25 protein-coding genes, 1 pseudogene and 1 riboswitch are annotated in these 26,554 nt (G+C 33.0%); of the genes and pseudogenes, 14 read left to right on the forward strand and 12 right to left on the reverse strand.

Annotated features, from left to right (window positions below; all coding sequences use genetic code 11):
• The 10 genes and pseudogenes from N4T77_RS17130 to tenA form a co-directional block, all read right to left on the reverse strand.
• Positions 1 to 204: pseudogene (locus N4T77_RS17130) on the reverse strand (DNA replication protein); the annotation flags it as partial.
• Between the two features lie 148 nt (positions 205 to 352).
• Positions 353 to 1,288 carry a DnaD domain-containing protein gene (locus tag N4T77_RS17135; protein ID WP_261673071.1) on the reverse strand — a complete coding sequence of 312 codons (936 nt, stop codon included), beginning with the start codon at positions 1,286 to 1,288 and terminating at the stop codon, positions 353 to 355.
• Positions 1,289 to 1,323: 35 nt separating this feature from the next.
• Positions 1,324 to 1,914, reverse strand: coding sequence for a sigma-70 family RNA polymerase sigma factor (locus N4T77_RS17140; protein WP_261673072.1), 591 nt, complete (start codon positions 1,912 to 1,914; stop codon positions 1,324 to 1,326).
• 74 nt (positions 1,915 to 1,988) lie between these two features.
• The gene (locus N4T77_RS17145; RefSeq protein ID WP_261673073.1) at positions 1,989 to 2,153 is read right to left on the reverse strand and encodes a YvrJ family protein; all 165 of its coding nucleotides are present in this window, start codon (positions 2,151 to 2,153) and stop codon (positions 1,989 to 1,991) included.
• Positions 2,154 to 2,220: 67 nt separating this feature from the next.
• Entirely contained in the window at positions 2,221 to 2,439 is a 219-nt protein-coding gene (locus N4T77_RS17150) for a DUF2922 domain-containing protein (protein WP_261673074.1), read from the reverse strand.
• A 99-nt stretch (positions 2,440 to 2,538) separates the two neighbouring features.
• Positions 2,539 to 2,763, reverse strand: coding sequence for a DUF1659 domain-containing protein (locus N4T77_RS17155; protein ID WP_261673075.1), 225 nt, complete (start codon positions 2,761 to 2,763; stop codon positions 2,539 to 2,541).
• Positions 2,764 to 3,034: 271 nt separating this feature from the next.
• On the reverse strand, positions 3,035 to 4,054 hold the full coding sequence (locus N4T77_RS17160) for an ABC transporter substrate-binding protein (RefSeq protein ID WP_261673076.1): 1,020 nt from the start codon (positions 4,052 to 4,054) through the stop codon (positions 3,035 to 3,037).
• Positions 4,054 to 4,794 carry an ABC transporter permease gene (locus tag N4T77_RS17165; RefSeq protein ID WP_261673077.1) on the reverse strand — a complete coding sequence of 247 codons (741 nt, stop codon included), beginning with the start codon at positions 4,792 to 4,794 and terminating at the stop codon, positions 4,054 to 4,056. The genes N4T77_RS17160 and N4T77_RS17165 overlap by 1 nt, the downstream gene beginning before the upstream one ends.
• Positions 4,791 to 5,543, reverse strand: coding sequence for an ABC transporter ATP-binding protein (locus tag N4T77_RS17170; protein ID WP_261673078.1), 753 nt, complete (start codon positions 5,541 to 5,543; stop codon positions 4,791 to 4,793). Before N4T77_RS17170 ends, N4T77_RS17165 begins: the two co-directional genes overlap by 4 nt.
• A 6-nt stretch (positions 5,544 to 5,549) precedes the next feature.
• Positions 5,550 to 6,209, reverse strand: a complete 660-nt coding sequence (gene tenA / locus N4T77_RS17175) for a thiaminase II (RefSeq protein ID WP_261673079.1) — start codon at positions 6,207 to 6,209, stop codon at positions 5,550 to 5,552.
• Between the two features lie 96 nt (positions 6,210 to 6,305).
• Positions 6,306 to 6,414: riboswitch (TPP riboswitch) on the reverse strand.
• Between the two features lie 297 nt (positions 6,415 to 6,711).
• Here tenA and N4T77_RS17180 point away from each other — a divergent pair.
• From N4T77_RS17180 to N4T77_RS17225, 10 genes are all read left to right on the forward strand, one after another.
• Positions 6,712 to 7,431: an ABC transporter ATP-binding protein gene (locus N4T77_RS17180; protein WP_261673080.1), complete on the forward strand. Its 720-nt coding sequence runs from the start codon at positions 6,712 to 6,714 to the stop codon at positions 7,429 to 7,431.
• Entirely contained in the window at positions 7,415 to 8,572 is a 1,158-nt protein-coding gene (locus N4T77_RS17185; RefSeq protein WP_261673081.1) for an ABC transporter permease, read from the forward strand. The genes N4T77_RS17180 and N4T77_RS17185 overlap by 17 nt, the downstream gene beginning before the upstream one ends.
• Before the next feature lie 147 nt (positions 8,573 to 8,719).
• Entirely contained in the window at positions 8,720 to 9,352 is a 633-nt protein-coding gene (locus N4T77_RS17190; RefSeq protein WP_261673082.1) for a hypothetical protein, read from the forward strand.
• Between the two features lie 280 nt (positions 9,353 to 9,632).
• Positions 9,633 to 10,562, forward strand: a complete 930-nt coding sequence (locus N4T77_RS17195) for a zinc ribbon domain-containing protein (protein WP_261673083.1) — start codon at positions 9,633 to 9,635, stop codon at positions 10,560 to 10,562.
• 27 nt (positions 10,563 to 10,589) lie between these two features.
• Entirely contained in the window at positions 10,590 to 12,083 is a 1,494-nt protein-coding gene (locus N4T77_RS17200; RefSeq protein ID WP_261673084.1) for a zinc ribbon domain-containing protein, read from the forward strand.
• Positions 12,084 to 12,550: 467 nt separating this feature from the next.
• Positions 12,551 to 14,029 carry a cell wall-binding repeat-containing protein gene (locus tag N4T77_RS17205; RefSeq protein ID WP_261673085.1) on the forward strand — a complete coding sequence of 493 codons (1,479 nt, stop codon included), beginning with the start codon at positions 12,551 to 12,553 and terminating at the stop codon, positions 14,027 to 14,029.
• A 316-nt stretch (positions 14,030 to 14,345) separates the two neighbouring features.
• The gene (locus N4T77_RS17210) at positions 14,346 to 16,472 is read left to right on the forward strand and encodes a cell wall-binding repeat-containing protein (RefSeq protein ID WP_261673086.1); all 2,127 of its coding nucleotides are present in this window, start codon (positions 14,346 to 14,348) and stop codon (positions 16,470 to 16,472) included.
• A 274-nt stretch (positions 16,473 to 16,746) separates the two neighbouring features.
• Positions 16,747 to 19,455: a cell wall-binding repeat-containing protein gene (locus N4T77_RS17215; protein ID WP_261673087.1), complete on the forward strand. Its 2,709-nt coding sequence runs from the start codon at positions 16,747 to 16,749 to the stop codon at positions 19,453 to 19,455.
• Positions 19,456 to 19,713: 258 nt separating this feature from the next.
• On the forward strand, positions 19,714 to 21,330 hold the full coding sequence (locus N4T77_RS17220; protein WP_261673088.1) for a S41 family peptidase: 1,617 nt from the start codon (positions 19,714 to 19,716) through the stop codon (positions 21,328 to 21,330).
• Between the two features lie 9 nt (positions 21,331 to 21,339).
• On the forward strand, positions 21,340 to 22,053 hold the full coding sequence (locus N4T77_RS17225; RefSeq protein ID WP_261673089.1) for a M48 family metallopeptidase: 714 nt from the start codon (positions 21,340 to 21,342) through the stop codon (positions 22,051 to 22,053).
• Between the two features lie 180 nt (positions 22,054 to 22,233).
• Here N4T77_RS17225 and N4T77_RS17230 read toward each other — a convergent pair whose 3' ends face one another.
• Positions 22,234 to 23,148 carry a transposase gene (locus N4T77_RS17230; protein WP_261673090.1) on the reverse strand — a complete coding sequence of 305 codons (915 nt, stop codon included), beginning with the start codon at positions 23,146 to 23,148 and terminating at the stop codon, positions 22,234 to 22,236.
• Positions 23,149 to 23,438: 290 nt separating this feature from the next.
• On the opposite strand from N4T77_RS17230, the gene N4T77_RS17235 reads away from it, so the two are divergent.
• Together N4T77_RS17235 and N4T77_RS17240 are read left to right on the forward strand one after the other, a co-directional pair.
• Positions 23,439 to 23,990 carry a manganese efflux pump MntP family protein gene (locus N4T77_RS17235; protein WP_261673091.1) on the forward strand — a complete coding sequence of 184 codons (552 nt, stop codon included), beginning with the start codon at positions 23,439 to 23,441 and terminating at the stop codon, positions 23,988 to 23,990.
• A gap of 18 nt (positions 23,991 to 24,008) precedes the next feature.
• The gene (locus N4T77_RS17240) at positions 24,009 to 24,428 is read left to right on the forward strand and encodes a Fur family transcriptional regulator (RefSeq protein WP_261673092.1); all 420 of its coding nucleotides are present in this window, start codon (positions 24,009 to 24,011) and stop codon (positions 24,426 to 24,428) included.
• Between the two features lie 26 nt (positions 24,429 to 24,454).
• Here N4T77_RS17240 and N4T77_RS17245 read toward each other — a convergent pair whose 3' ends face one another.
• Complete coding sequence (locus N4T77_RS17245) at positions 24,455 to 24,787, reverse strand: hypothetical protein (protein ID WP_261673093.1); 333 nt, start codon at positions 24,785 to 24,787, stop codon at positions 24,455 to 24,457.
• A 103-nt stretch (positions 24,788 to 24,890) separates the two neighbouring features.
• Between N4T77_RS17245 and N4T77_RS17250 the strand changes: the two genes are divergently transcribed.
• Together N4T77_RS17250 and N4T77_RS17255 are read left to right on the forward strand one after the other, a co-directional pair.
• Positions 24,891 to 25,295 carry a DUF6762 family protein gene (locus N4T77_RS17250; RefSeq protein ID WP_261673094.1) on the forward strand — a complete coding sequence of 135 codons (405 nt, stop codon included), beginning with the start codon at positions 24,891 to 24,893 and terminating at the stop codon, positions 25,293 to 25,295.
• A gap of 144 nt (positions 25,296 to 25,439) precedes the next feature.
• Entirely contained in the window at positions 25,440 to 26,498 is a 1,059-nt protein-coding gene (locus N4T77_RS17255) for an HD-GYP domain-containing protein (protein ID WP_261673095.1), read from the forward strand.
• The last annotated feature ends 56 nt before the right edge of the window (positions 26,499 to 26,554 follow it).

Consider the following 26,554-nt stretch of genomic DNA (forward strand, 5'->3'; position numbering starts at 1 on the left):
GCTCTTTCCGCTGCCTACCTGTCCTAGAAAAGCTGCACTATTTTTTCTTGTAGCCCTTATGTTCTTAAAGTTTTTAAAGTAGTTTAGAGCGGTATTTTTTGCCTCCTCAGTGAATTGATTATAGGGTCTGTAGTTTGAGAAGGTAAGTCTGTTTTTTTCTGATTCTATTCCTGAGTTTTTCCACAGGGCACGGGTTTTGTCCATTTCTTTGCATTTGCAGAAAATTATCGTATCCTGGGCATTTATATTATGCTTTATTATAAAACCCTTTCCTAAACAAAGAGGACATTCTCCAATAGGGTTTTCTCTAGATACTGGAGAAAGATTCTTGTTATTTATAGAGGAGGACTTCTTAGATAAGTCCTTCGATGTGGATGTCTGCTGGGTGATTTCCTCTTGGAGGTTTGTATCCTGACCATTTACTGTGTTTTGGCGAAGTCTTTGGATAATAACATTTATCCTGCCAATACTTTTCTCTAGAGTATCCATCTATCCCATCTCCCTTATATTTTTTATAATCAGCAATGAATTTTTCTGCTGCTTCTACAGTTCTTATGCCTTTATCCAGCCAGTTGTAAAGAACCTTTTCAGCGTACCTTAAGTTCCGTGCATTACTTTCTATGGACTGCTTAAGGGCAAGTATAATAATCTCTGGCTCCTTAAATTCTTCTAGGAGAGAGTTGAATATTTCAAGTTCATAGGAGCTTGGCAGTCTTATATTACTGCTGTAAAAGCTTAGTACACTTCTAAGGGCACTATTTTTGCCATTAGCTTTTTCAAGGACCTTTGGTTTTGGTAATGTCTCCTCAGGGTCCTTATTATCATTATCATTAACTTCTGTAGTAATATCTGTAGTATTATCTGGTATTGGTCTGTCAGAATCAGTCACATGGACTGTCATCTTTGGACAGTTGCACTGGCTCTTTGTGACAGTACTGTTGTCACTTTCCTTACTTGGGTTTATAAGATCTTGAAGAAGATCATAATTTATAGAGTACCACTTTGTCCTATCTAATTTAGATTTATTAAAGTTGCCGGAGATAACTAAGCCTTTATTTTCAAGATTTTTTAGAGTCTTTCTTATAGTAGTAGTGGATAGGAAAAGAAGCTGCTTTTGCCAATCTTCATAGGTATTGTAAACCCAGGCTCTTCCATCAATGATATTTTTGCTTTTCTCCAGCCAGTAGTGTATCTGATTTAGCATTATAGCTTCATTAAGGCCTAAAAGCTGTGCCAGTTCTGGTTGAAAAACCATTACACTTTCATCTTTGAACAACCAATTTTTCAATTTCAATCCCTCCACTTATAATTCACCTATAATAGTTATTTATAATTCTTCAAAAAATATCTTTTTAGTTTTCCTAATGCTCTGCCTTTTCGCTTTACAACAGTGTTAACATTTATGTCTTCTTTAGCAGCATACTCTTTTAAGGATTTATTATTTAGGTAAAACCAATTAATAATTTCTCTTTCCTCTTCAGGAAGATTATTAATAGCCTTTTTAAGCATAGCTATCTTTTCCTTTAAAAGGACAGTCTCCTCTAAATCCTCTGGTGAATGTAGTATTTCTATAAACTCTATGCCGTCTTTGTTCAAGCTGTTTAGGCTGCATTTAAAGTTTTCATCCCATTTCTTGCTTATGACTTTTCTTAACTCTTCATTAAAGGCATTTTTAATAACCTTTGCAGCAAAAATTGTAAAGTTAGCGCCTCTATCAGCTTGGTACTTATACACAGCTTTCACAAGAGACAGGCTGCCTATCTGTATTAAATCCTCTGTTTCATATCCATTTATGTAAATCTGTCTGGCATTTTTCATAATAAGGGGCTTGTACAAATTTAATATTTTTTCTAAGGAGTCTTTATTACCCTTTTGTGCTTCCGTAATTAAGACATCAATATTGTTTTTTACCATAACAACCACTCCCTACTTATATTAGAAGATGTAAAACAGGGCAAAACCTCTATTATAGAAGTTCTGCCCTGTTTTTATCTTCCGACCTCTGAAGCTAGCAAGTTTTTTATAGTCACTGAAAGATCATTTATGCTTAAGGTGAGCGCTTCAAGTTTACTTTCTAATCTAACCAGCAGGTATACGGATACCGCAATGGGAAATCCCATATTACCTATCAGAGTTAAAAGGTCTGTATTCATTTAATCACCTACTATATATCCCCAGTGCAAGAGATATTACACCGGGGAGTTTGTTATTTTAATGGGTTTATTTGACTTGAAGATCTGTAGTGCTCTTATCCACTATCTCTGCAGAATCTTTAATTTTCAAGTCACCGCCGGTAGAGGTAAATATGTTTTTGGATATTATAAGGTCCATGGCACCTTTTACCTCTAAGTCAGTTACGTCTTCTCTAACGTTACTTACTCTAATTGCTGTTTTTTTACCTTCCTCATTTAAAAAATTCATTACAAGCGTTTTACTCATTTACACAGCCCCCTTTTTATTTAGTTAATGGTGGACAGTTAAGGTAAGGTTCTTAACTGTCTACTGATTCATTCTCTTGGTTTTTGGATAAGTACCCTTCTAGACGTTAGTTATTGAGTTTTGATCTTCTCTTATAACTTCATCTAAAGTTTTGCCGATAAGCTTTTCTATTTCCTTTGCTACATCAAAGAGATCCTGCTCTGCAGCAGAGGTTTTTATTTTTGAAAAGCTCTGCTTTTTCACTATTTCCTTTCCCTTTGAGTCCACCCCATCGATGTACTTAATAATTAATGAACTACTTAACTTTGTTGCTGTTGCAGCCATATTTATCAACTCCTTTCACCTAATATATACCGGGAATTTTTAAAAAGGTGACAGGATTTTTTAAAATAATTACAAACTTATGTTCTATATTTATTATATGGAACATAAGTTCTTATGTAAAGAGAATTCTTTCCCTAATTTTTGACATAAGTAAGGGAGAGTTTTTATTGTAAGGAGATGAAGCCAGAGAATTTTTAAAGACTTGGTAATAGATTTAAAGGAAATATTTTAAGGGGTTGTCTTATACGCTGTAAGACAACCCCTTTCTCTTCTATTTAATTTCATCAAGATTTACATAAAAGTCTTCTGCATTAGCTTTTTCCTTTAGCAGACCTTTTTCTTGAAGCCAGTTTATATTGTTTTCCCAAACCTTCTTGTCTTGATATAAGAAAGGTTCGTCCTTTGATTCCATCTTAGGAAGAAGAATATCTATACTTTGTTTTTCCACTGCCTCTATAAGAGGGAAATTATCCTTTTGCTGATTATTTAGCAATATCTTTAAGGATTTATCAGGGTTATTTTTTGTGAATTCAAAACCTTTTTTTGCAGCCTTCATAAACTTTTTCAAGGTTTCAGGTTTTTCCTTTAAAGTTTTATCACTGGTAACAAAGACTTCTTCGTAATAATTAGGTACTCCATATTTAGATGGATCAAAGTAGTTTATTTCATGACCTTCATGCTGCATTACTGGAACTTCATGGTTTACAAGGCCCCCAGTTGTAGCATCTACCTTTTTTGTTACCATTGATGAAAGAAGTTCAAAGCCTACATCTATTACTTTTACAGAGTTTGGATCTCCGCCGTCTGCTTTTACCATAGTTTTAACATATTCTGTATTTAAAGGATTTCCTGAAAATCCAATGGTTTTTCCAGATAAATCTTTAGGTGAATTTATATTTTTTTCCTTTAAAGATATTATTACGTTTAATGGTGTATGTACTATTGCTCCAATAGATTTTACTGGAACCTTTTCGTTTGCTCTTGCAATTACTATATCCGGTTGATAGTAAATACCTAAGGTTGCTTTACCTGCAGCTGGTAGTGAAAGTGGGTCTGTTGGGTTAGAAGGGTATTTGATATTAACCTTTAAGCCTTCTTCTTTAAAGTATCCATTTTCAATAGCTGCATATATAAAGGTATGTATTGCATTTGGATACCAATCCAGCACTAAGTCTACCTCCTCTAGTTTTTCTGCACTAGTTTTAGCTGCTTCTTTATTTGAGCAGCCTGCTGCCATAAAGGTTATAAATATAAAAGTTAATAATAGTGAGAGATATTTTAGTTTTTTCATTACTCGTTCCTCCATTTTATTATTTTATTTTCTAAGAGATTAATTATAAACACAAGGATAACTGCAGCAAGGGATAAAATCACTATTGGAGCAAAGACTGCTGCTCCATCTAACTGGGTCATCATCCTTTTACTAAAATAGCCAAGGCCCGATTGAGATCCAAGCCATTCACTGATGGCAGCACCTATTACACTAAGAGGTACTGCTATTTTTAGTGCTGAAAAGAAATATGGAAGAGCAGAAGGAAACTTTAATTTGATAAATATATCCCTTTTACTTGCTCCATAAGTAATCAGCAATTCCTCCATTTCTCTTTTAGTAGAACGAAGACCATCATATAGATTCACCGTTATAGGAAAGAAAGTAATAAGTATAGTTACTACCACCTTACTCCAAATGCTGTATCCAAACCAAAGCACGAATATCGGTGCTAGAGCAGTAATAGGTATGGTTTGAGTTACTACTACAATAGGATATATTGCCTTTTCTATTTTTTCATTTAAGCTCATGGCTATAGCTAGGCCTACACCTAAAACTATTGATATAGCAAGACCTATAAAAGTAACTAACAGTGTAGAGGGAAGATGTACTAAAAAGAGAGGTTCTCTCAAAAGCCAAATCTTTTCTACAATTCTACTGGGAGAAGGAAGTATGTACATAGCATCTATATATCTTGCTAGAGCTTCCCATATTATAAAAAATACAATACTTACAATTATTGATGATTTATATTTCTTCATAGTTCAATCCTCTGCTTTAATTCATTGACAAGTTCTTCTTTTATGCTAAGTATTTCAGGTTTACTTAGCATATGCCTGTCCCTTGGGTAACCAAAAGGTACTACTACTTCTTTTAATTTAGTTATAGGCCTTTCGGAAACTACAAATATTTTATTAGATAAAAACAAGGCTTCTTCAACATCATGAGTTATAAATAATATAGTCTTATTAAGCTTTGACCATTGATTTAGAAGCCATTCCTGCATGGAAAGCTTCGTTATGGCGTCTAAGGCACTAAAGGGTTCATCTAAAAGCATAACCTCTGCACCGGTAAGGAGAGTTCTTATAAAGGAAACTCTCTGTCTCATTCCTCCAGATAAATCCTTTGGGTACTTGTTTTTATAGTTATCTAATCCAAAGGTTTTTAAAAATTCTTCAGCCTTCTTTTTTGCATCCTTTTGTTTTTTGTTACCTACTTCTAGGGGAAGGCAAGCGTTTTCTAAAATAGTTCTCCAGGGTATCAGCAGGTCACTTTGAGGCATATACCCTATAGGATCGCTAATAGTATTAATGTTGTTATCATTAATATAGATTTCTCCATTAGAGCTTTTTTCAAGTTTAGAAATCAATCTAAATATTGTGCTCTTACCACAGCCACTGGGACCTATTATGCTTATAAATTCACCTTTATTTACATTGAAGCTTAGGTTTTTTATAAGGGTATAGGAGTCCTCTTCATATTTAAAAGTTACGTCACAAAACTTTAACATTAATAATTACATCTCCTTGTTATAAGACATATCCCAAAACATTGCTTCATATTTGCTGGTATTTATAAATATTTCTTTTAATCTTTCCTTATCCCTTGGTGAAAGGTTTTCTGAAAGTTCATCTACTAAGTCTATAAGCCACTTAGTACATTCCACATATTCCTTTGATATATATCCTCTAATCCATTCACCATAAAACTCGTGCTCTACAGCACCAGGATTTTTACTTAAGTTTCTGCCAATTTCCAAATAGCTCCACATACAAGCTAGCAGAGAAACGGATACCTCTGGCAGCCCACCTATTTGTGACACAGCAAGCATGTAGTTAGTGTATGAGATATTTGCAAGAGAAGCCTTTGTATTTTCAATTTCTTCATAGGTAATGCCTAGTCTTTTCATATAGGAGCGGTGAATACTCATTTCTCCGTTTAGAATATTGTTCACCATGCTGGAAAAGCCCTGCATTATATCTTCTCTATCTGCCTTTACTATGCCTAATGCATAAACCTTGGCATAGTCTAGAAGGTATATGTAATCTTGAATCATGTAAAATTTAAACTTGTCTATTTCTAAAGTGCCATCGCCTATTCCCTTTACAAAAGGATGGGTATAATAGGATTCCCAAATTTCTTTAACGCTTTCATACAAGCTTTCTGAAAACTTCATATTAGTGCCTCCTAATTTATAAAAATTTGAAAAATAAAAAAGGTACAAACCAGAGGAGGTTTGTACCTATGTCTTTAAAACTATAAAGGTATTTTTAAAATACATGAAACCTCTTCCTACGCTGGCATTATCCAGATCAGGTTATAGGGTCAAAGAATTACATTCTTAATCTCAGCTGATAACATCAGCCCCCCTGGGATTGGCAAATTATTAAATTTTCCTACAAGGTCATATTACTACAATGAATTGGTAAGGTCAAGATATATTTGGGGACAGTTTACAATTATTCAACAGTTTTATCTTTGAATAATTGTGGACTGTCCCCACTTGTTGAGAAATTGTAAACTGTCCCTAAGCTTTTAGCCTTTGATGAATAATTGTGAACCGTCCCCTAGGCTTTTGTGATAAAATATAAATACTAAGAAAATATTTCCTTATGTCATGTAACTATTTTATGGGGAGAAATTCAAGCAATAATTAAAGCTATTGGGGGTTAGGGAAATTGAGAGATATTATAGAATTAAAAAACATAAATAAGACTTACGGAAAAAATGCTAAAACTAAAGTACTTCATGATATTAATTTATCAATAAGAGAAGGCTCTTTTAATTCAATAATAGGAGCTTCTGGCAGTGGGAAAACTACTTTGTTGAATATAATAGGAACTTTAGACAAGCCTACTAATGGACAGGTCTATATAGATGGGAAGAGGACAGATAACATGAACAGGAGAGCACTTGCTTCTCTTAGAAACAAAACTATAGGCTTTATATTTCAGTTTCATTACCTCTTGCCAGAGTTTAATGCTTTAGAAAATGTTATTATGCCCCATACTATAAGCAAGTTTTTTTGTGGCAGTAAAACTAGAGAAAAAGCTGAGGAGCTTCTTCATATGGTACAGTTGTCAGAGTTTAGGCATAAAAAGGTCTATGACTTGTCTGGGGGACAACAGCAAAGGGTAGCTATTGCTAGGGCACTTATGAATGAGCCTAAAATTATATTGGCAGATGAACCTACAGGAAATCTGGATTCTAAATCTGCTAAGGGAGTTTATGATATATTTAGAAAGGTTAATAGGACATTTAATACTACCTTTGTAATTATAACTCATGATGATAGAATAGCAAAAAAGGCAGATAGGATAATTAAAATAAATGATGGTGTAGTTTTTGATGTAAATAGGAATAGAGAAAGGGAAAAGAAAAATGTTTGCATCCTTTAAAATAGCTTGGAGATTTTTAAAAGACAGTAAGGCACAAACCTTAATCATAGTGTTAGGTATAGCAATAGGTGTATCAGTGCAAATATTTTTAGGGCTTTTAAGTAAGGGCGTTGAGACAACATTGCTGGATAAAATTATAGGAAGTTCCCCTCATGTAACGGTGTATTTTTCAAAGGGCGGCATAGAGAGATGGCAGGACAAGAAAGAAAAGATTAAAGCATTAGGCAGTGATGTAAAAGCTGTAGTGCCAGTTGCAGAACATCAGGTTTTTATAAAGTTAAAGGACATGAATGAACCTGCTAGATTAAGAGGAGTTATTTCAGAAGAGGCCAATCTTTTGTATAAACTAAAGGATAAGGTTTATGAAGGAAGGATGATGAAGGACGGCAGGGATGCTTTAGTTGGTAGGGAACTAAAGGAGAGGTTAGATTTAAAGCTTGGAGACAAGCTTAACATAGTAACCATTGATAAGAAAAGCGTAGAACTTACAGTGTCCGGATTTTATGATTTAGGTTCTGCTGGGCTTAATAGATACTGGATTTTTACAGATTTGAAGACCTCCCAGGATTTAATAGGATTTGGGGACAAAGTAACTTCAATAGAAGTATCTGCAGTTAACCCTTATAATGCAGACACTCTAGAAAAAAACATAGAAGAAAAATTAAAGGATAAAAACTTAAAACTAGAGAACTGGAAAAGTCAAAATAAACTTTTGGTAAGTGGTATAATTGGACAAAGAGTTTGCACTATTATAATTCAAATTTTCGTATTACTTGCAGCAGTGTTAAGTATAATAAGTATATTGGGCATAACTGTGACTCAAAAATATAAGCAGATAGGAATATTAAAGGCTATGGGAATAGAGGATGGTTCGGCAGCTAGTATATTTTTAATTCAAGCCTTTATTTTAGGGGTAATTGCAACATTACTTGGAGTAGGGCTCAATATTATGTATATAAAGGCTTTTAATAGATACATAACTTCGGAAGGAAAGCCTTTGGTAGACATAGTCATTGACAACAGGTTTATAATAATATCCTGTATAATTGATATAACTGCTTCAACTTTAGCAGCCTTTTTTCCAGCGGCAAAGTCCTATAGGTTAAGTCCTGTTGAAGTTATAGGGGGACAGAATGCTTAAGTTTAAGCAGATAGTAGTAATGAAAACTTTATTGTCAGTTATGTGTTATTTTAGCATGGACCCTTGCTAAGGGCAGTTAAATAAAGCAGTTCTAAAATTCGTATAGAACAAACAAAAATGGAAATCAGGAGCGAGGTAATTAGTAAGATGAAAAATAAAAGAGGGCTTCTCATATTTATAACTCTAATAACAATATTGGTACTATCCCTAGGAGTGATATTTAGTTTAGTATCTTGGAATCATTCTTATGTTGTTCCAAAAGCAAAAGTATCCTTTGATCTTATTGATAAGGGAATAAAAGCTCAAAGTAAGGGCGTAATGGAGCTTAATAACGATGAACTAAATGGCATTATAGCCTTTTACTCTAATGGAAAGAAGACTTATGATGACTTAACTATAAAGGGAATCCATGGAGAGATGTCTGGGGACAGTCTACAATTTTTCATACCTTCCAGTTATAAAGGCATTAGTTTTCTATTGCGTACAGAGGGAAACTTAGGCTTTAAGGAAGATAAAGCCCAGTATACTGTGAATAAGGTCTATCTAGGTAAGCTGCCTATTTCTAAGGACTTTGTTTTAAATAAGCTTAAGACTGCTATGACAGGGACTATGACGGCAGATAACTCTAGCATTTATTTAGATTTAACCAGTATGCCTGTTAAGATTAAGGATGTTAAGGTTAGAGACAGTATACTTGTTGTGGAAGTAGAGAAGGTTTCAGGGGTTTATGAGGAGAGACTGAAGTTTTTAGAGAATATGATAAAGGACTTTATTAAATAGGGACAGTTTACAATTATTCAACAAGTTAGGGGACGGTCTACAATTATTCAATTGATGAATAATTGTAGACCGTCCCCTTATGGTGTAGAAACAACAATGTATTCCCTAAAGTTACCATTTTCGATAAATGCTTGTAAACTTCCCCTAAAATTCTATATAAAGAGAAAAATAATTCAAAAAAAGTTTACAATTACTGTAGAAAAATTGACGATTTTATCTTAAAATATATGTATTAGAAACATTTTACAAAAGCTAAAAATAAATACAGGAGGGGTTAATAATGTCATATTGTCACAACTGCGGTGTTCAGATTGAGCTAGAAGATGTGTACTGTACTAATTGTGGAACAAAGCAAGTACAGGCTTCATCAGCAAAAGAAGAACAGTCGACTACTAGAACTCAGACAAAACCAATTATCAGCGAGGTAGTAAGGGGATCTAGTAATTTAACAAAGGGGATGAGCTTTACAGGTTTAGGAGATACTCTGATTAAGATGTTAATAAAGCCTGTAACAGGAGCAAAAGAATTTGTAGAAAAGGGAGAAAAGGGTTCTGTCATAGCAATAACAGCAATTATTATTTTTATTCAAGGAATTTTAGGTGTATGGAAGGTAAGTCAGTTTATTTCTAGCCTTCAGAACATGGCTGTAGACCTAATGCAAAAAGCTATGGGATTCATGAATTTAATTCAGCCAGGTTCAATAGGAAAGTTATTAAGCTCTAATGATATAATGGAGTTGACAGCTCAAATTGATAAGTTAAAGAATTTTATAAATATCCCTTATGGAAAAATATTTGTACAAAATAGTGCTTTAGCTTTAATTGCAATTGCAGTACTATTTATAATAATCTATCTCGGAACGAATATTTTATCTAAACATAAAAGTGAGCCAATACAAATTTTCAAGACAGCAACAGTTGTTTTAATACCAACTTTATACTTTGAAATTCTTTCTATAATGTTTTCTTATTTATCAGTTTATGCAGGAATGGTTATAGGATTAATCGGAATAGTAATTTCTTTAGCTACTATGGCTATGGTTATTAAAGACAAGCTATCTATCGATGAAAATCATTCTACATTTATTACTGCAGTTTCAGGTATAGTAGTTTTAATCATTGTTGTAATTTGTTTACAAAAATTCACAGCATCAAATATTTCAGACATAATAATGTCTGTTTCAAATGTTATAAAAACTATTGGATTTTAAAATATTATTAAAATTGGAGGGAGTACAGTGAAGTATTGTGCTAAATGCGGTGCTACATTAGATGTGGGACAAGATGTTTGTTCTAAATGTGGCTATGATTTAACTGCTAGACAGAGCAAAGCTGAGGCAGATGAAATTAGATATGAAACTCAAGTTATAGAAAAAGATGAAATACTAAGTAGTATTGAGGCTACTGAAAATATAAAAACTGACACTAATGATAAAAAAGAAGAAAGAGTCAGCGCTAAATATTCAGAGGAAGTTGAAAAAGAGGAGAAAAAGGGGTTTTCCGGTAAAACAAAAATGGCAATTGCAGCAGTGGCTGCAGCTGTAGTGTTGTTAACTGGACTTTATAATCTAGGTAATTCTATGACAAAACCTTCAAAGGTAGTTGCCAAGTTTGAGAAGGCTGTTGCCTCAGACAATAAAGAAGAGCTTGCTGGCATAATTTACAGCGATGATAATAGACTAGAAATAAACGAGAAAAACATTGCACCTTTAATTTCCTATTTTAAGGACAATCCATCTTATTTAAATACAGTAACAGAGGACTTAAATAAACAAGTAATGAAGATAGAAGGCTCTAAGGGAATGTTTTCTTTAGGGGGAGGAAGTTCTCAAAACACGTTAAGTATTGTACATGCAGGAAAGAAATTCATATTTTTCCCTAACTATAAGATAGGTATAAAACCAGCTTTTATTCAAGTTAAGACTGGAATAAAGGATGTAGCATTCTCACTAAATAGTACAGACCTTGGAAAAAGTGATTCCAATAATTTTAGTAAGGAGTTTGGACCATTTATACCAGGAAAGTACAAGCTTCTAGCTAATTATAAAGGAAAGTATGTAACACTGAGCGATCCTCATGATGTGGATTTAGTTGCTAGCAATAGTGGAAAAGTGAATTTAGATGTGTTTAATAATCTTAACTATATAAATATAAGAAGTGAGTATCCTGATGCAGTGCTTTTTGTAAATGGTAAGGATACAGGCGTTAAAGTGGCAGATGCTCAAAACTTTGGGCCTTTAAGTGCTAATACGAAGGTTTATGCTACTGTTAACAAGAATGGAAAGGCTCTAAAAAGCAGTGAGTATACAGTATCTCAGGGAGATTTAAATATCAATCTAGATTTCGGGGCTGCTGAGAGTACTATAAAAAATATAGAGGGACAAATTCATGACCTTATATACTGGTATACTTATGGCTTTACTCAGGCTGTAAATAGCAACAGCTTTTACGCTGTAGAAGATTATATATATCCTGGAAGTAAGCTTTATAACGAGCAGAAGAGCTATGTGCCAAGCACTTATAGTCAAGGAATTAGAGAAACAATTATGTCTTTCAATATACTTTCTTACACTGTAAGCGAGGATAACAAGTCTGGAACAATAAATACAGAAGAAGTTTACAATATTAACAAGAACGGATCAGAGTCCGTTAAGAGTTTTAAGTATAAGTACACCTTTAAATATAATGAAGCAAAAGGTGGTTATCAATTGGACAGCATAGCAAGCAACTAATGGGGACAGTTCACAATTATTTAGGGGACAGTCTGCAATTATTCTAATAATTGCAGACTGTCCCCTTGTTTTGTTGTTGAATAGTTGTGAACTGTCCCCACATAGACTTTACTATTTGATAGCTAAAAGGTTATTTTATAAATTGGTATTAATAACTTCATTATGTAATTTATAAGAGAAAATTATCGATTATTTTCTTAAAATGTAGCACAAAGAGGCTTATATCAATGATTTCAGTCATTTGCATGCTTGTACCAAAATATGAAGGAATAAATTCATATTCCATTAGATGTGCAAGCTAGAAATTTCTTTGCATAGATAACTATATTTAAATGTAATACAATAAAACACGTAGCAGAGATACAAGATAATAACTAATAAAGAGGACAGTTTAAAAGATATTAAAGATTTTATGTGTAAAATATTAAATTATTAATATAATAAAAAAACTTAGGAGGAATCATTTAATGAATAAAAAAAGTATAGGTACAATTTCAGCAGTAGCTTTTGCAGCAATATTATTATCTAATTCAGCAACAGCAGTTAAGGTTTCAGCAGAGGAAGTAGTTGAAAGCAGGTTATTAAGAGCTGGAGGAGAGGATAGATACGGAACTTCTGTAAAAGTATCTCAAATAGGCTGGTTAGATGGTACTAAGAATGTAATCATTGCTAGTGGAGAAGGTTATGCTGATGCTCTTTCTGCCGCGCCACTTGCCAAGGCGAAGGATGCACCGATACTTTTGACTGAGTCAAAAAGCTTAAACTCTCAAACTTTAGAGGAGCTTAAAAGATTAAATGATAAGGTTAAGATAGAGAATATATATGTTATTGGGGGAACTGGTTCAGTATCTGAGGGAGCTTATAATAAGTTGAAAAGTGAATTTGGCGATGCAAATGTAGACAGGTTATGGGGAAATGACAGATACGAAACTGCCGTTGCCGTTGCAGAAAAGTTAGGTGTAACAGATAAAATAGTTCTAGCATCTGGCGATGGTTACGCAGATGCACTATCAGCAGCACCTATTGCAGCTATGAAGGGAATGCCAATTCTTTTAACAGAAAGCAAAGAACTTTCAAAGCCGACAGAGGAATTTATAAAGAAACATTCAGGTATAAATAAGACCTACGTAATAGGTGGAACTGCTTCCGTTGGTGATGCAACTAAAGAGAAAGTGCCAGGAGCAGAAAGACTTGGAGGAGCAGATAGATTTGAAACAAACACAATAGTAATGGATTATTTTGCTGAGGACTTTGACTTAACAGGAGTATTAACAGCTCTAGGAGAAGGTCCTACTGGAAATGAGTTCGCAGATGCCCTATCAGGAGCTGCTCTTGCAGGAAAAGCTAACTCTCCTATAATACTTGTAAACAAGGAAGTGCCAGAGACTACTAGAAACTTTATACAGTCCAGGCTTTCACCTAGCACTTATATTTTAGCCATTGGTGGAGAGGGCGTTATATCAGATTCATTAATACTATCCATGGGTATAAGTGCAGATTTCTTAGATGAAGCGGACAAAACTTACACAGATAACTATGATGGAAATGTAGATATTATAGCAGACAATGTAACCCTTAAGGGAAATGTAAAAGGTGACTTATATTTAGAAGGAAATAACGCTACTGTTTCTGACATAACTGTAGATGGGACTATTTACGTAAACCCAGGTAAGGATGGAATTGTAAATATTAAGTCAGTAACTGCAAAGAAGATAGTTGTACTTTCTGGGACAAAAGAAAACATCCATTTAGAAAATGTTAAAGCTGAGGTAGTAGGTCTTGAAATTGACAATGACACACAAACTAAACCAGAGGAAAGTACAGGAACAGTAAATGAAGTAGAAGATACAACAGTAGATTCAACTAAGCCAGAGGTTATAGAAGAGAATTCTAATCAAAACAGTGCCGATGTAACAGTTGAAGAAGGAACTCAAAGCAATAATTAAACCTTAAGGGGACAGTCTACAATTATTACACATTTATTGTGTTAAAAAATTGTAGACTGTCCCCTTTTTTACGAAAATTTTTTTCGTAATTGTTTACGAAATTTAGTTGTATTAAATAATTAATTAAAGTAAATGGCAGTAGTCTCTATAAATACCCCTGCATTTTTAGGGGACAGTACACAATTATTTACTGCTTCACTATAGCTGAATAATTGTAGACTGTCCCCGGGATGTCCAAAGATGCCCACAAATAACTATTGTAACCCAAATTTACCAATGATATAATTACACTATCAGAGACAAGGGGGTATATAAAATGAACATGAAAAAAATAGCTTGCTTACTGTCATTAAGCTTGTGCTTAAGTATTGGAGCAGGTGCAAAGGCTAAGGCAGCATTTACGCCAGAGAGGATATCGGGAGCAAATAGATACGACACTTCTGTTTCTATCTCAAAAAATGGATGGAATGCTACTTCAGACTATGCAGTAATTGCTAATGGGGAGGATTTCGGAGATGCGTTAAGTGCGGCACCTTTAGCAAAGAAATACAATGCTCCTATATTATTAGTTTCTAAAGATAAGTTGGACAATCAGTCGACAGTAGATAACGTAACTAGTGAACTTTCAAGACTAAAGGTAAAGAAGGTATTCTTAATTGGAGGAACTGGTGCAGTATCCGAGGCTGTTGAGAACATAATTAAAAGCAAGGGCATTGAGTTAGAGAGAATTGCTGGAAAAGATAGATATGCTACTTCTATTGAAATTGCAAAACAAGTAGGAACTGATAAGGGAGTAGTTGTAGCTACTGGACAAGACTTCCCGGATGCTCTATCTATGGCACCAATTGCAGCATCTAAAGGTATGCCAATAATATTAGTACCAAAGGATGAAGTAACTTCAGAACTAAAGGATTACTTAGCATCAAATAATAATATATCTAAGACATATGTTATGGGCGGAGAAGACATAATAAGCGACAAGGTATCAAAAGAATTTAAAAATGTAGAGAGAATTACAGGTAAGGATGAATACGAAAGAAACCTAAATACTTTAAATAAGTTCTCTAAGGATATAGACTATGATACAGTTTATTTAGCAAGCAGAACTGGATTTGCAGATGCTCTTTCTGGATCAGCTCTAGCTGCATTGACTTACTCACCAATTATACTAGTTGGAGAGAACGCACAAGCTAATGTTCAAAGTTATATTAATGATAAAACTAAAGACATTGGACAGGTGAATGTACTAGGCGGTGAAGGAGTTGTAAAACCAGCTGTATTGGAAACATTAATGCCTGTTGCTAAAAATCAGACTATAAATAGTGGACTATTAAAGGCTTCTTTAAATCAGATGAACATTACTTCTATGCAAAGTGATAATACTTTGGGAGTAAATGTTACTGCAAAAGACCTTCCAAAGGAAGCACAAGAAGTTGCTGACAAGGCAATTCCAGTAATAAATGATGCCAAAATGGGATTAAATATAAAACTTAATAGCAATAGTGCTAAAACTATAAGCAATGTTCAAGAAGATGTAACAATGCAAATAGCAGGCATGAACATAAATACTACAGTATGGGTAACTACAGATTTTTCAAGTAATCAGCCTAAAATTAAGGAAATCGTAGAAATTCCTGCGATGGCAGCACCGTATCTTCCACCAGAATTAGCTGGAAAGAAGTATATGGTTATGGACCCTATAACTATGAGTAAGGAAGCTGGAGTTCCAGCACCAGATTTTAATGGCTTAGTAAATTTCTCGAAGAATTTCCAACCACAATTCCAAAGTTTTATGCAAAAGTATTCAGAAAACTGGAATCCAGGGGTTAAATTCATAAGTTATAAGGGATTGGCAAGAGTAGAAACTAAAGAAGGAATGAAGTATGCACAAACTTACCAATTAAAGCTTGATGATATGAAATTAAAGGCTATATTAAATTATACTGCTAATGATTTTGTAACAAATAAAGAATATATGAATTTTGTTAAACAGTTCATGTTGTCTTGTGTTGATTTATCAGCAACACCAGATAAGGATGTTCAAAAGCAGCAGATAGAACAGATGTTTAATGATATAGCAGCAAATCCACAGGAAGCTATGAAACAGATAAAAGTATTCATGGATGCCATAAAGGATTTAAAAGTAATTGGAGATAAGGGAATTGACATAACATACAAGGTTTGCGACGGATATATTATAGGGGAAAGTGGAGTTGTAGATCTTCAACTTGACATTAAAAACTTTGTATCAGTTATGAGCAAACTAAGCAATAGTCCAGTAGACAACACTTCAGATGATGTTAAAGGTATGCTAGGTTTAGGATTTAACTATACTACTGAAAATTACAATATTAATAAGGACGTTAAGATAGAGTTACCTAAGCTTACAAAAGAGAACTCCTTTAACTATGCTGACCTTTTGAAAGCAACAACTGGAAAGTAGGGACAGTTAACAACTTTTCAACTATTTGGGACGAACTATTGATAGATGAGAAGTAGGTATAAGATTAGATAAGGCATTAAAAAGTTAAAAGCTTTTTAATGCCTTATTTTTATACGAAAAATTGTGAACCGTCCCTAAAGATGGTGAAAAGTTGCAGACCGTCCCCTAATTTGTCTATTAACTATTATGGAAATACATTACATAAATTTGTATAATCATGGTAACGAGATAATATTACAGCATAACTAAATTATTTTAAAATGGAGGCTTCGTAATGATTAAGAAAAAGTATAAAAATACCATAATGCTAATCACACTATTGCCTGCTATGTTATGCTTTAAGGTTGAGGCTAAAAGTGAAATTCAAAGTACTGCCACAAGAATATGGGGAAAAGATAGATATGAAACAGCCATAGAAATATCAAAGGTTGGATGGAAAATGGGAGCTAATAGTGCAGTAATAGTTAGCGGTGAGGATTTTGCAGATGGGCTATCTGCAGCACCTTTTGCTAAGATTAAAGATGCACCTATTATTTTTACTAATAGAGATAATCTAGACGATAAGACAATAGAAGAACTTAAACGACTGAAGGTAACATATGTTTACATAATAGGCGGGGAAGGAGTGATATCTAAGACAGTAGAAAATACGATAAAATCTGAATTAGCAATAACCACTGATAGGATATGGGGAGAGGATAGATATGAAACCGCCGCAAAAGTTGCAGAAAGACTTGATAATGCAAGAGAGATATTTATAGCCTCTGGAGAGGATTACGCAGATGCTTTGTCTATTGGTGCTATAGCAGCGATGAAGGAAGCACCAATTATTTTAGTTAGCAAGGACAAGCTTCCAAAGTGCTCTAAGGAATACATATACGAAAACTATGATAATATCAATAAAAGTTACATAATTGGCGGAACAGCTGCTGTTGGAAAAGATATTGAACTGGAGCTTAAAAATAGCGAAAGAATTGGTGGATTAGATAGGTATGAAACTAATAGAGAGGTCTTAAAGGGTTTTGCTACAGAGTTAGATTATAAGAAAGTATATTTAGCTAGAGGAGATCAGTTTTCAGATGCCTTGACAAGTTCTGTAATGGCTGCCAAAGAAAAGGCTGCTGTAGTACTAATGGATAAGGATGAATCTAGTAGGAATTTTGTTAAACCTAGACTGTCTCCAAGGAGTACCATATCAGTAATTGGTGGCAGCTCAAATATATCGGATTCAACAGTGAATGAATTAAGAATAACAGCGGAGTGTTTTGATAGTGTCAGTGAGATTAGTAATAGAGAAATACATAATAATGTAGCTATTTTAAGAGAAGGAACTGTGCTTAAGGATTTGAGAATTAAAGGGAATCTTTATATAGAATCTCCAGATGTAGTTCTTAATAATGTAATCGTAGATGGAACTATTTATATAAACTCCATAGGATACAGCTCTACAAAGCTTAATAATGTAATATACGATAACTTAGTTGAAAATATCATAAAAATAGAAGATTCTAGCTCACAGAAAAATGAGGAAGTAATTGAGAAAAATCAACAGTCAGCACATGGTAGACCGAGTAGAAACTCCTCAAGCAATAATTCATCACATAATGACACACCAAAGGATGATATAGTAAAGGACAATCCAAAGGAAGAAGAAAACAAAGATCCAGGTAATACCCCAGAAGAAGGGACAACGGATTCTGCTATAGATGTAGAATCAATAAAATTATTAGAAGATACATTAAAACTAGAAGTTGGAGATAGCTTAAGATTAGCCTACCAGATATCACCAGAGAATGCTTCCAATAAGAACGTATCATTAATATCTGACAATAGTGATATTGTGGAAGTGAATGATGACGGAATAATTAAAGCTAAGGCTTCAGGAGAAGCAATGGTTACAGCAATAACTGAGAGTAAAGGTTTAATGGCAGAATGTAGGGTTATTGTAGATGAGAGTTCAGAAGTAGAGAGTCTTGGCCGATGCAAAGACAAATACGAAATCATGACCTTCTTAGAAGAAAATCCATTACACCTAGAGTTAGATACATACGGAAATTTAGTTCCTTCAGCTAAAGAATTAGTAGCTGAGGCAATATATGAAAATAAGGATCAATTGAATACACAAGAGTCTTTGCAGCAGGAAATTGATGAGTTACTTACTAAAGGTTATATAATTAAAGGAAATACCGCAACAATAATAGAAGGAGTAGGTTCAAGTGTAAGCAATGCAGTAAGCAATCCGGAAATATGCGACATTTATCTAGGCAGGGGAACTTATGTTATAGACAGCAGCATTAATATAGATAGGCATGTAAGTATTATAGGAGAAGGAGAGGATAGTAGTAAGATACAACTAAATATGCCTTCAACTCCTTTGGTAGATAACAAAGCTTTTCGTGTTAATAAGACAGGAGTTTTAGAGATAAAGGATCTATCTATAGATGGGTTATATAATATAGGTAAAAATATTACATTCGTTATTGAATCGGAAGGAACGACAATATTAAATGGGGTAACTATTGAGAATATAGGAGATCATATTTATAAAAAAACTGCTGCTATTAGAGCAATTGGCAACAGTATTCTAAGAATTAATGACAGCGTTTTTAGGAATATACAAAATATAACAGTAGCAGCTTCCTATGAATCTTCATCTTATATAGGAACTGAAATGTCTAATGTATTCGAAGGAGGCAATAATGAAGAAGCAGTTGCTGCAATAGTGTCACAGGGTAGAGGAAAAGCTTCTATTGAGAATAATGTTATAACAGGATACAAAGGTAAATCTTCCTGTGGAATTAAGTTAGAGATAGGAGGACTTTGGTCAGTTAAAGGCAACGACATAAGGAATAATAGTTTCGGAATAAAAGTGAAAGCAGATTCTTCAAGTAGTGGAGAGCTGAGAAAAAAGACTAGTGAAAATTTAAAGAAACTAAATCCTGGCTGTAAAGATAACGGCATTGATGTACAAGTTTATGAGTAAATACTTATAGAGTAATATCTAGTATATAAGCATCTTAGAAAGGTAAGTTTTTTTAAGATGCTTTTTTCTATGTCTAAAGGTAAGGAAGCATAATGAATACAATATTGTGTAATAACTTCCATAAACTATTTATAAATTATTAGATTTTAATAAAGTAGGAAATGATGTATAATCTTAATAACATTAAATTTATAATCTTTTATAACAAAGGTTTAAATTAAAACTGTTAACTAGATAAGAATAAAAAGGAGGAAACAAATGAATAAGAGAAATAATTTAAAGCAGTATATTTCTTATGTAAAAAAGTGTAGAGCAAGTAGTATCTTTAATATAGTGTTTTTAATGCTATTCTTTATAAGCAGTTTTTCATTTAATGTACAAGCTTCCACTACAGTTTTAGAAGAAGCTAGAAGTATAATTAAAGAAAACTATATAAGCCCTGTGCCAGATAGTATTTTAAATAGGTCCACTGTAGAGGAAATTGTAAAAGGGCTGAATGATCCTTATTCACAGTATTTCTCCAAGCAAGAAGAAGAAGATTTTGTGAACTCAATAGATAACAGAATGTATGGAATAGGAATACATGTACAAATGGTAGCTGAAGGAGTGAAAGTTCAGTCTGTAATTGAAAATTCTCCAGCTTATAGTGCAGGTATTAAAGATGGAGATATAATAGTGTCTGCCAATGGACATTCTTTAGCAGGTTTAACAGCGGATCAAGCTACTTCCTATATCAAGGGAGAAGAAGGCACTATGGTTAACTTGGTAATAAATAGAGGGGACGGTTCACAAGTTTTCGATGTTATGAGAAAAGAAATTAGTTTACCAACAGTAACGGCAAAAATACTTAATGACCAAACAGCGTATATAAACATAACATCTTTTGGTACCGACACTGCACAGTTATTTACAAAAAAGCTTCAGGAACTTAGGATGAGGAATCCAGAGAACTATATAGTTGATTTGAGAAACAACGGTGGAGGATACATGTATTCGGCTTTAGAGATAGCTGGAAACTTCATTGGTGAAGAACCTGCGATAACTATAGAAAATAAAGATGGGGTTCGACAAAGATATTTAGCAGAGGCCAATGAAAATGTTATTGACAAGCCAATTATTTTTCTTGTTAATGAATATACGGCAAGTGCCTCTGAAATATTGTCAGCAGCGGTTAAAGATTATAAAAAGGCGTTTTTTATAGGAACTACAACCTATGGAAAAGGGGTTGCTCAACAGATATTCCCGTTAACTGATGGCAGCTCAATTAAGCTAACGGTACAGAAATTTTATTCACCAATGCAGAATGAGATAAATAAAGTCGGTATATCTCCAGATTTTGAGGTTAAAGCTGACTATTCCTTAGCAGTTGCAGAATTATTTTCTGGGAAATATGTAAGTAATGTAGATAAAAGAGGATATGTGAAGGTAAGCGCCGGCGGAAAAGAATTTAATATAGATTTGAAATTGGCAAAAGATGAAAATCACTGGGCAGCATTTAAGTATATTATAGATAATGTTTCAAAAGAAGATGTCTATATAGGTACTGAGAATGGATGGACAAAGGCTCCAGAGGATTATTTCAATAATATTTATAAATTTTTATACGGTAATTACAAAACCTTCGATACTCTAAAAGACGTAGACGAAAATAAGGTTTTCACTGTAACATTCAATAAATCCGTAAACATAGATACTATAAGACAATATACAGATATTGAGGTTATAGACTCAGAGACAGGCAAACGTGCAGCCTTTGATATTAACAAAGTTGATGACAGCAAAATAAGTTTAGCTCCAAAAGAAAGTCTAGAAAAGGGAAAAACTTACTATATAAAAATAAAAAATGTTATAAAGCCTTTTACTGTAAAAAATTAGGGTGAGATAATGGGGACAGTTTACAATTATTCACCATTTAACTATAAAATAATAAGAAGAAAGAGAAAAACCATTGGCATTAAGATAACAGAGGGAGGGGAGATTGTTGTTATCTCTCCTTTAAATATTGATAAAAAGGTTGTAGATGCTGTGGTTAAAAGTAAGGAAAAATGGATAAAAAATAAGCTTACAGAAATTAATGAGGCAAGGATTACTTACAAAAGCATAGAGTTTAAGTCAGGAGAAAAATTGCTTTATCTAGGAGAGAATATAACTTTAGAGATTTTCCAAGCTAATATTATGGATTCTAGCATTTTAATTTCGGATAAGCTTATGAAGGTATTTATAGGTAGTAACCAAAGAAGTAAGGGAGAAAATATAAGAGACTTGGTAATAAATTTTTATAAAAAACAGGCTAAGAGAATATTTTTAGAAAGAACTATTGCTTACAAGGACATAATTGGAGTATATCCGAAGCGAATAACAATCAAAGATCAAAAAACCGTTTGGGGCAGCTGTTCATCTAAAGGGAACTTGAATTATAATTATAGACTTCTAATGGCGCCTATAGAAATTATTGATTATGTGGTAGTGCATGAATTATGTCATTTAAGACACATGAATCACTCTAAGCAATATTGGGGCGTTGTTCAGTCAGTATTGCCAGATTATGAGGAACGAAGACAATGGCTTAAGGTTAATGGAAATAAACTTAGAATTTAGGGGACGGTTAACAATTATTTTTATAGAATAATTGTTAACCGTCCCTAATTTTTGTCTCTAATTTTGCTGAATTTAGTTAAACGGATTAATCATTTTAATAGCTTGTCTTATAATTGCATAAAATAAGTTTAATTTAGCTTTTAGAGGGTTATCAGCTTATTTTTAGTGGGTGAAAAATTTTTAAGCAGTTTTACTGTATTCAATAAAATCGTTTATAATATTTTTATATCTCTCATCAGTACTTACTAGAGAAACTCCCTTTTCATATAGCCGCCAAATGTTAGAAGTTGTAGTGTTACCAATAACATCACAAATCCCAGTTAAGCTGAAGCCACATAAAGCTCTAAGCAAAAATACACATACTGACTTTAATTCTGAGTTTTTGTGTGTATATTTCGCATGTATACAGAAGGCTTTCTTGGTATATTTGGAAACGAAGTCCACAACATTTTCGGGCTTAAAATCTCTAATAAGCAAGTGCCTTTCTGCTACATAACATTGCTCTTTTTCTTGAAATTCTATTTCCTTTTCAATATCTGAACTTGTAGACCTAAGTACTAGTTCCAAGTATGTTTTTCTTGCCGTATTAATATTCTTACCAAAGCGTTCTAATATAAAGTTTATATTTATAATATCAGAAAATGGAGACTTATTTACTAGATAAGTTTTTAAACTGGAATAAGGATAGTCTTGTATATTATTAGTATACTCCTTTATATCCTTTGGATTACTGTGTATATATACTGATGCAGTAACAGCATAAGCATCTTCTTCTATAGGCTTACTCTTAAATCTATCTGCAAATACATGACCATGCCTTTCATATTTTCTATTGTAGTATTGAGCATAACTTTGATTAATTGACTTCATAAACTTGGAGATATCAGCACCATTATCACAAATCTCCAAGTGATAGTGCGTATCCATAAGTACAAATGAATAAACTAAGAATTTATTAGCTTTTTGATACTTTCTAAGGATATTCATAAACTTATCTTTGTCACTAGACTCTCTAAAAAGCTGAATTTCACTTACACTTCTACTCATGATGTGATGTATGTGGCTTAAGCCCTTCTTACGAGCTGTTCTTGGCATTTGGTTTCACCCCTTTTATATGTTAATTAAATTATTGACATATTATAGTAATATAAACGTATATAATTAGATGTAAGATAATTAATTATTATAGTTACTCCGTAGTATCCTGTGTTAATCAAAATAGAGTGGTATCAAAGAAAAGTTGTTAACCGTCCCCGTTCCAGAATCCCAAAAGATTGTTAACTGTCCCATAATTTAGAGTCTGTCATATAGACAATATTATGGATATAAAGTAAAATATAAAATAGTATCACTGTGAAAAGAAACTAAAATCAAGGAGAAAAAGTATGAGTTTGTATTCATTATTCGTAATAGCCTTAGCTCTTTCATTAGATGCCTTTGGCGTAGCGCTTTGTATAGGACTTAACAATGGAATAAAAAGAGGTACTAAGATATTATTTGCAAGTTCATTTGGGTTTTTCCAGTTTCTGTTTTCCTTAGTGGGAGCCTATGCTGGCTTTTTGTTTAATACATATATAGCATCAGTGCCAGAAATAATTGGTGGTGCACTAATAGCTATAGTTGGAGGAATGATGTTAAAGGAAGGGCTTGAAAGCAAGGATGAATGTCCGTTGATAAAACCAGGCATGTTTATAGTTTTGGGAGTATCTGTAAGTATTGATGCCATGGTTATAGGGTTTACAGCTCTTAATAATATATCGAGTAACTTAGTAATTTTACAAAATACATTGTTTATAGGTTTTATAACTTTATTGATGTCAATGACAGCGTTTATTATTGCAAGGTATTTAAAAAGAATAACCGTGATAAGCAAATATGCAGACTATATTGGCGGAATAATATTAATCATTTTTGGGATAAAAATTATGTTTTTTTAAAAATTTGGGGTGAAAGTATTGGAGATAGAACAATATTTAAGACAGCATGGTATAAAGGTTACAAAGGGAAGAATAGCGGTATTAGATATAATATGTAAAAGTGATGGTGCTGTAAGTGTAGAATATATTTTTGAAGAGTGTAAGAGGTGTGGTATGAATATTGATTTATCCACAGTTTATAGGTCTTTAGAATTATTTGAAGGTAAGAATATTGTAGGTAAGTTTGATTTAGGAAAGGGAAAATACAGCTACGCATTAAAAAAAGAAGATCATAAGCATGTACTGCAGTGTAAGTTATGTCATAAGGAAGTTGAAATAGATTGTCCAATGCAACAAATTAAAGAATTAATTAAACATAAGACTGGTTTTGTTTTTGATAAGGAAGAACTAGATATTAAACTAGAGGGAGTATGTGAGGAATGTAGAAAACAAGAATAGAAGGGGTTCTATTCTTGTTAATTTAATTAGTATTCATTTTTTGCTGCAACTTCATCAGGGTATACCTTTTTAACTTTCCATGTGCCGCGGCTGGTTTTCTCTAGAAATACGCTGTAGGCTACTTTTTTATGTGGAATCTTTTTTTCAGTTCCATTAATCTTAACTACAGCAACAGTGCCATTTGAAAAAGATAGATCAGAGGAACTTATTTGATACATTTTATATTCATTAAAAATCCCAGTAGTAAAATAATTTTCAACAGCATAGTTAATATCCTTACTTTTATTAGAAATGTAGGTGTATTTAATTAGCCCGCCAACTAGGACTACTGATAAGCAAAGTAATAAAAGTTTCCTCATAGTCTCACTCCTTTTGGAAAATATATCCAATACTATAATAACTAAATTTTATAAATAAGTAAATACTAAATACTATTAAATTGATTTAAGGCGGTGTTTATATATGGAATTTTCATCTTTAGTATTAATGGAAAAAGATAAAGAAACTGGTTTTATGGTAAAAGAATTAGGAAGTTATGAAGTTAGCGAAGGTGCAGAAAATATATCTAAAATGTTTTATGACGGCGAAAAAGTAAACGTATATTTTGATACAAATAAGGACGTTGAAGACTGGGAGTATTCTGCAATATTTGACTTATTTAACGAAGAGGAATTTGTAGAAAATGGATATAATATAGAACAAATTGACAGTGAATATAATCCAACTTGGTTAGTGAAATTTGATTACGATGAAGAGCATTCTGTGATGGCTGAAAAGCTTAACAAATTATGTATTTTAATAAGTACTTCTATTAGTAAAGTTATTGTAGATATAGAGGGAAAAGAGGAAGAATATAGGGAAGACTAAAGACTATAATTTATAGTGAAAATTGAAATAAATAATAAAAATTATCAAAAGATAAGTGTTAACTATTTAACTTTTTATGATATCGTGTTATAGTTTAAAAGGAGAAAAGTTAGAAGTTCAAGGAAACTTTATTGAGGTGGAAAGATGAGGTTGGAGTATATAAGTAGAGTGAAGGAAGATGACACTCTAGGTAAAAGCATATTAACTAATGAAGGTCATGTCTTACTGAAGGCTGGTGTAAAATTAAATAATACTTACATAAATAAACTCAAAGAATTAGGGGTTTTCTATATTTATGTAGAAGATGATAGATTAGATGATGTAGATGTAGAAGATGAAAGGCTTTCTGAACTTAAACAATTAACTATAAGAAGCATGTCTCATGTTATGAAAAATGTACATAACTGCAATGGAAAACAGCTTAAAGACTCCTTAAACAATGTTAAAGAAATGATAGATTACATAATAGACGTAGGGGATGTTAACAAAAGTCTTTATGATATAAAAACCCATGATAACTATACCTATGTTCATTCTTTAGATACTTGTATAATGGCTACCTTTCTAGGTATTAATTCAAGGCTAAATGAGTGGGAAGTAAAGGACCTAGGAATAGGAGCCATACTACATGATGTAGGCAAAACACAGATTTCCCTTAAGATATTGAACAAAGAAGGCAAGCTAACAGATGAAGAGTATAATGAAATAAAGAAACATACAATATACGGTGCTGAAATTCTTAGAAAAAATTTTACAATACCAGATCCAATAATAAAGATTGTAGAGCAGCATCATGAAAGAGTTGACGGAAGAGGATATCCCTACGGCTTAAGTTCAAATCAAATATCTAAATTTGCAAAAATTGTTTGTATCTGTGATGTATATGATGCGATAAGCAATGATAGATGTTACAGAAAGAAGTTTAGTCCAAATGATGCTTATGAGTTGATTCTTTCTGGAAGTGGTTCTAGTTTCGATGAAAAGTTAGTTAAAAACTTTAAAGATACTTTTTCTATCTATCCTTTGGGATGTTGTGTTAAGCTTTCAAATGGAGAAGAAGGCTATGTCATCAGTCAAAATCAAGGATTTCCGGACAGGCCTGTTGTAAGAGTTTTATATGATACAAAAACCAAAAGTCCTATATCTTTCTATGAGGTAGATTTATTAAAAAATCCAAGTATTGTCATAGTCGATATTGCATGATAAAGTATATGCACAACATAAAATAAACTAGTATACCAGTTTATTTTTATGCTGTG

Source organism: Clostridium sp. CX1 (assembly GCF_025398335.1).
In the GTDB taxonomy this organism is placed as follows: domain Bacteria; phylum Bacillota; class Clostridia; order Clostridiales; family Clostridiaceae; genus Clostridium_AM; species Clostridium_AM tanneri.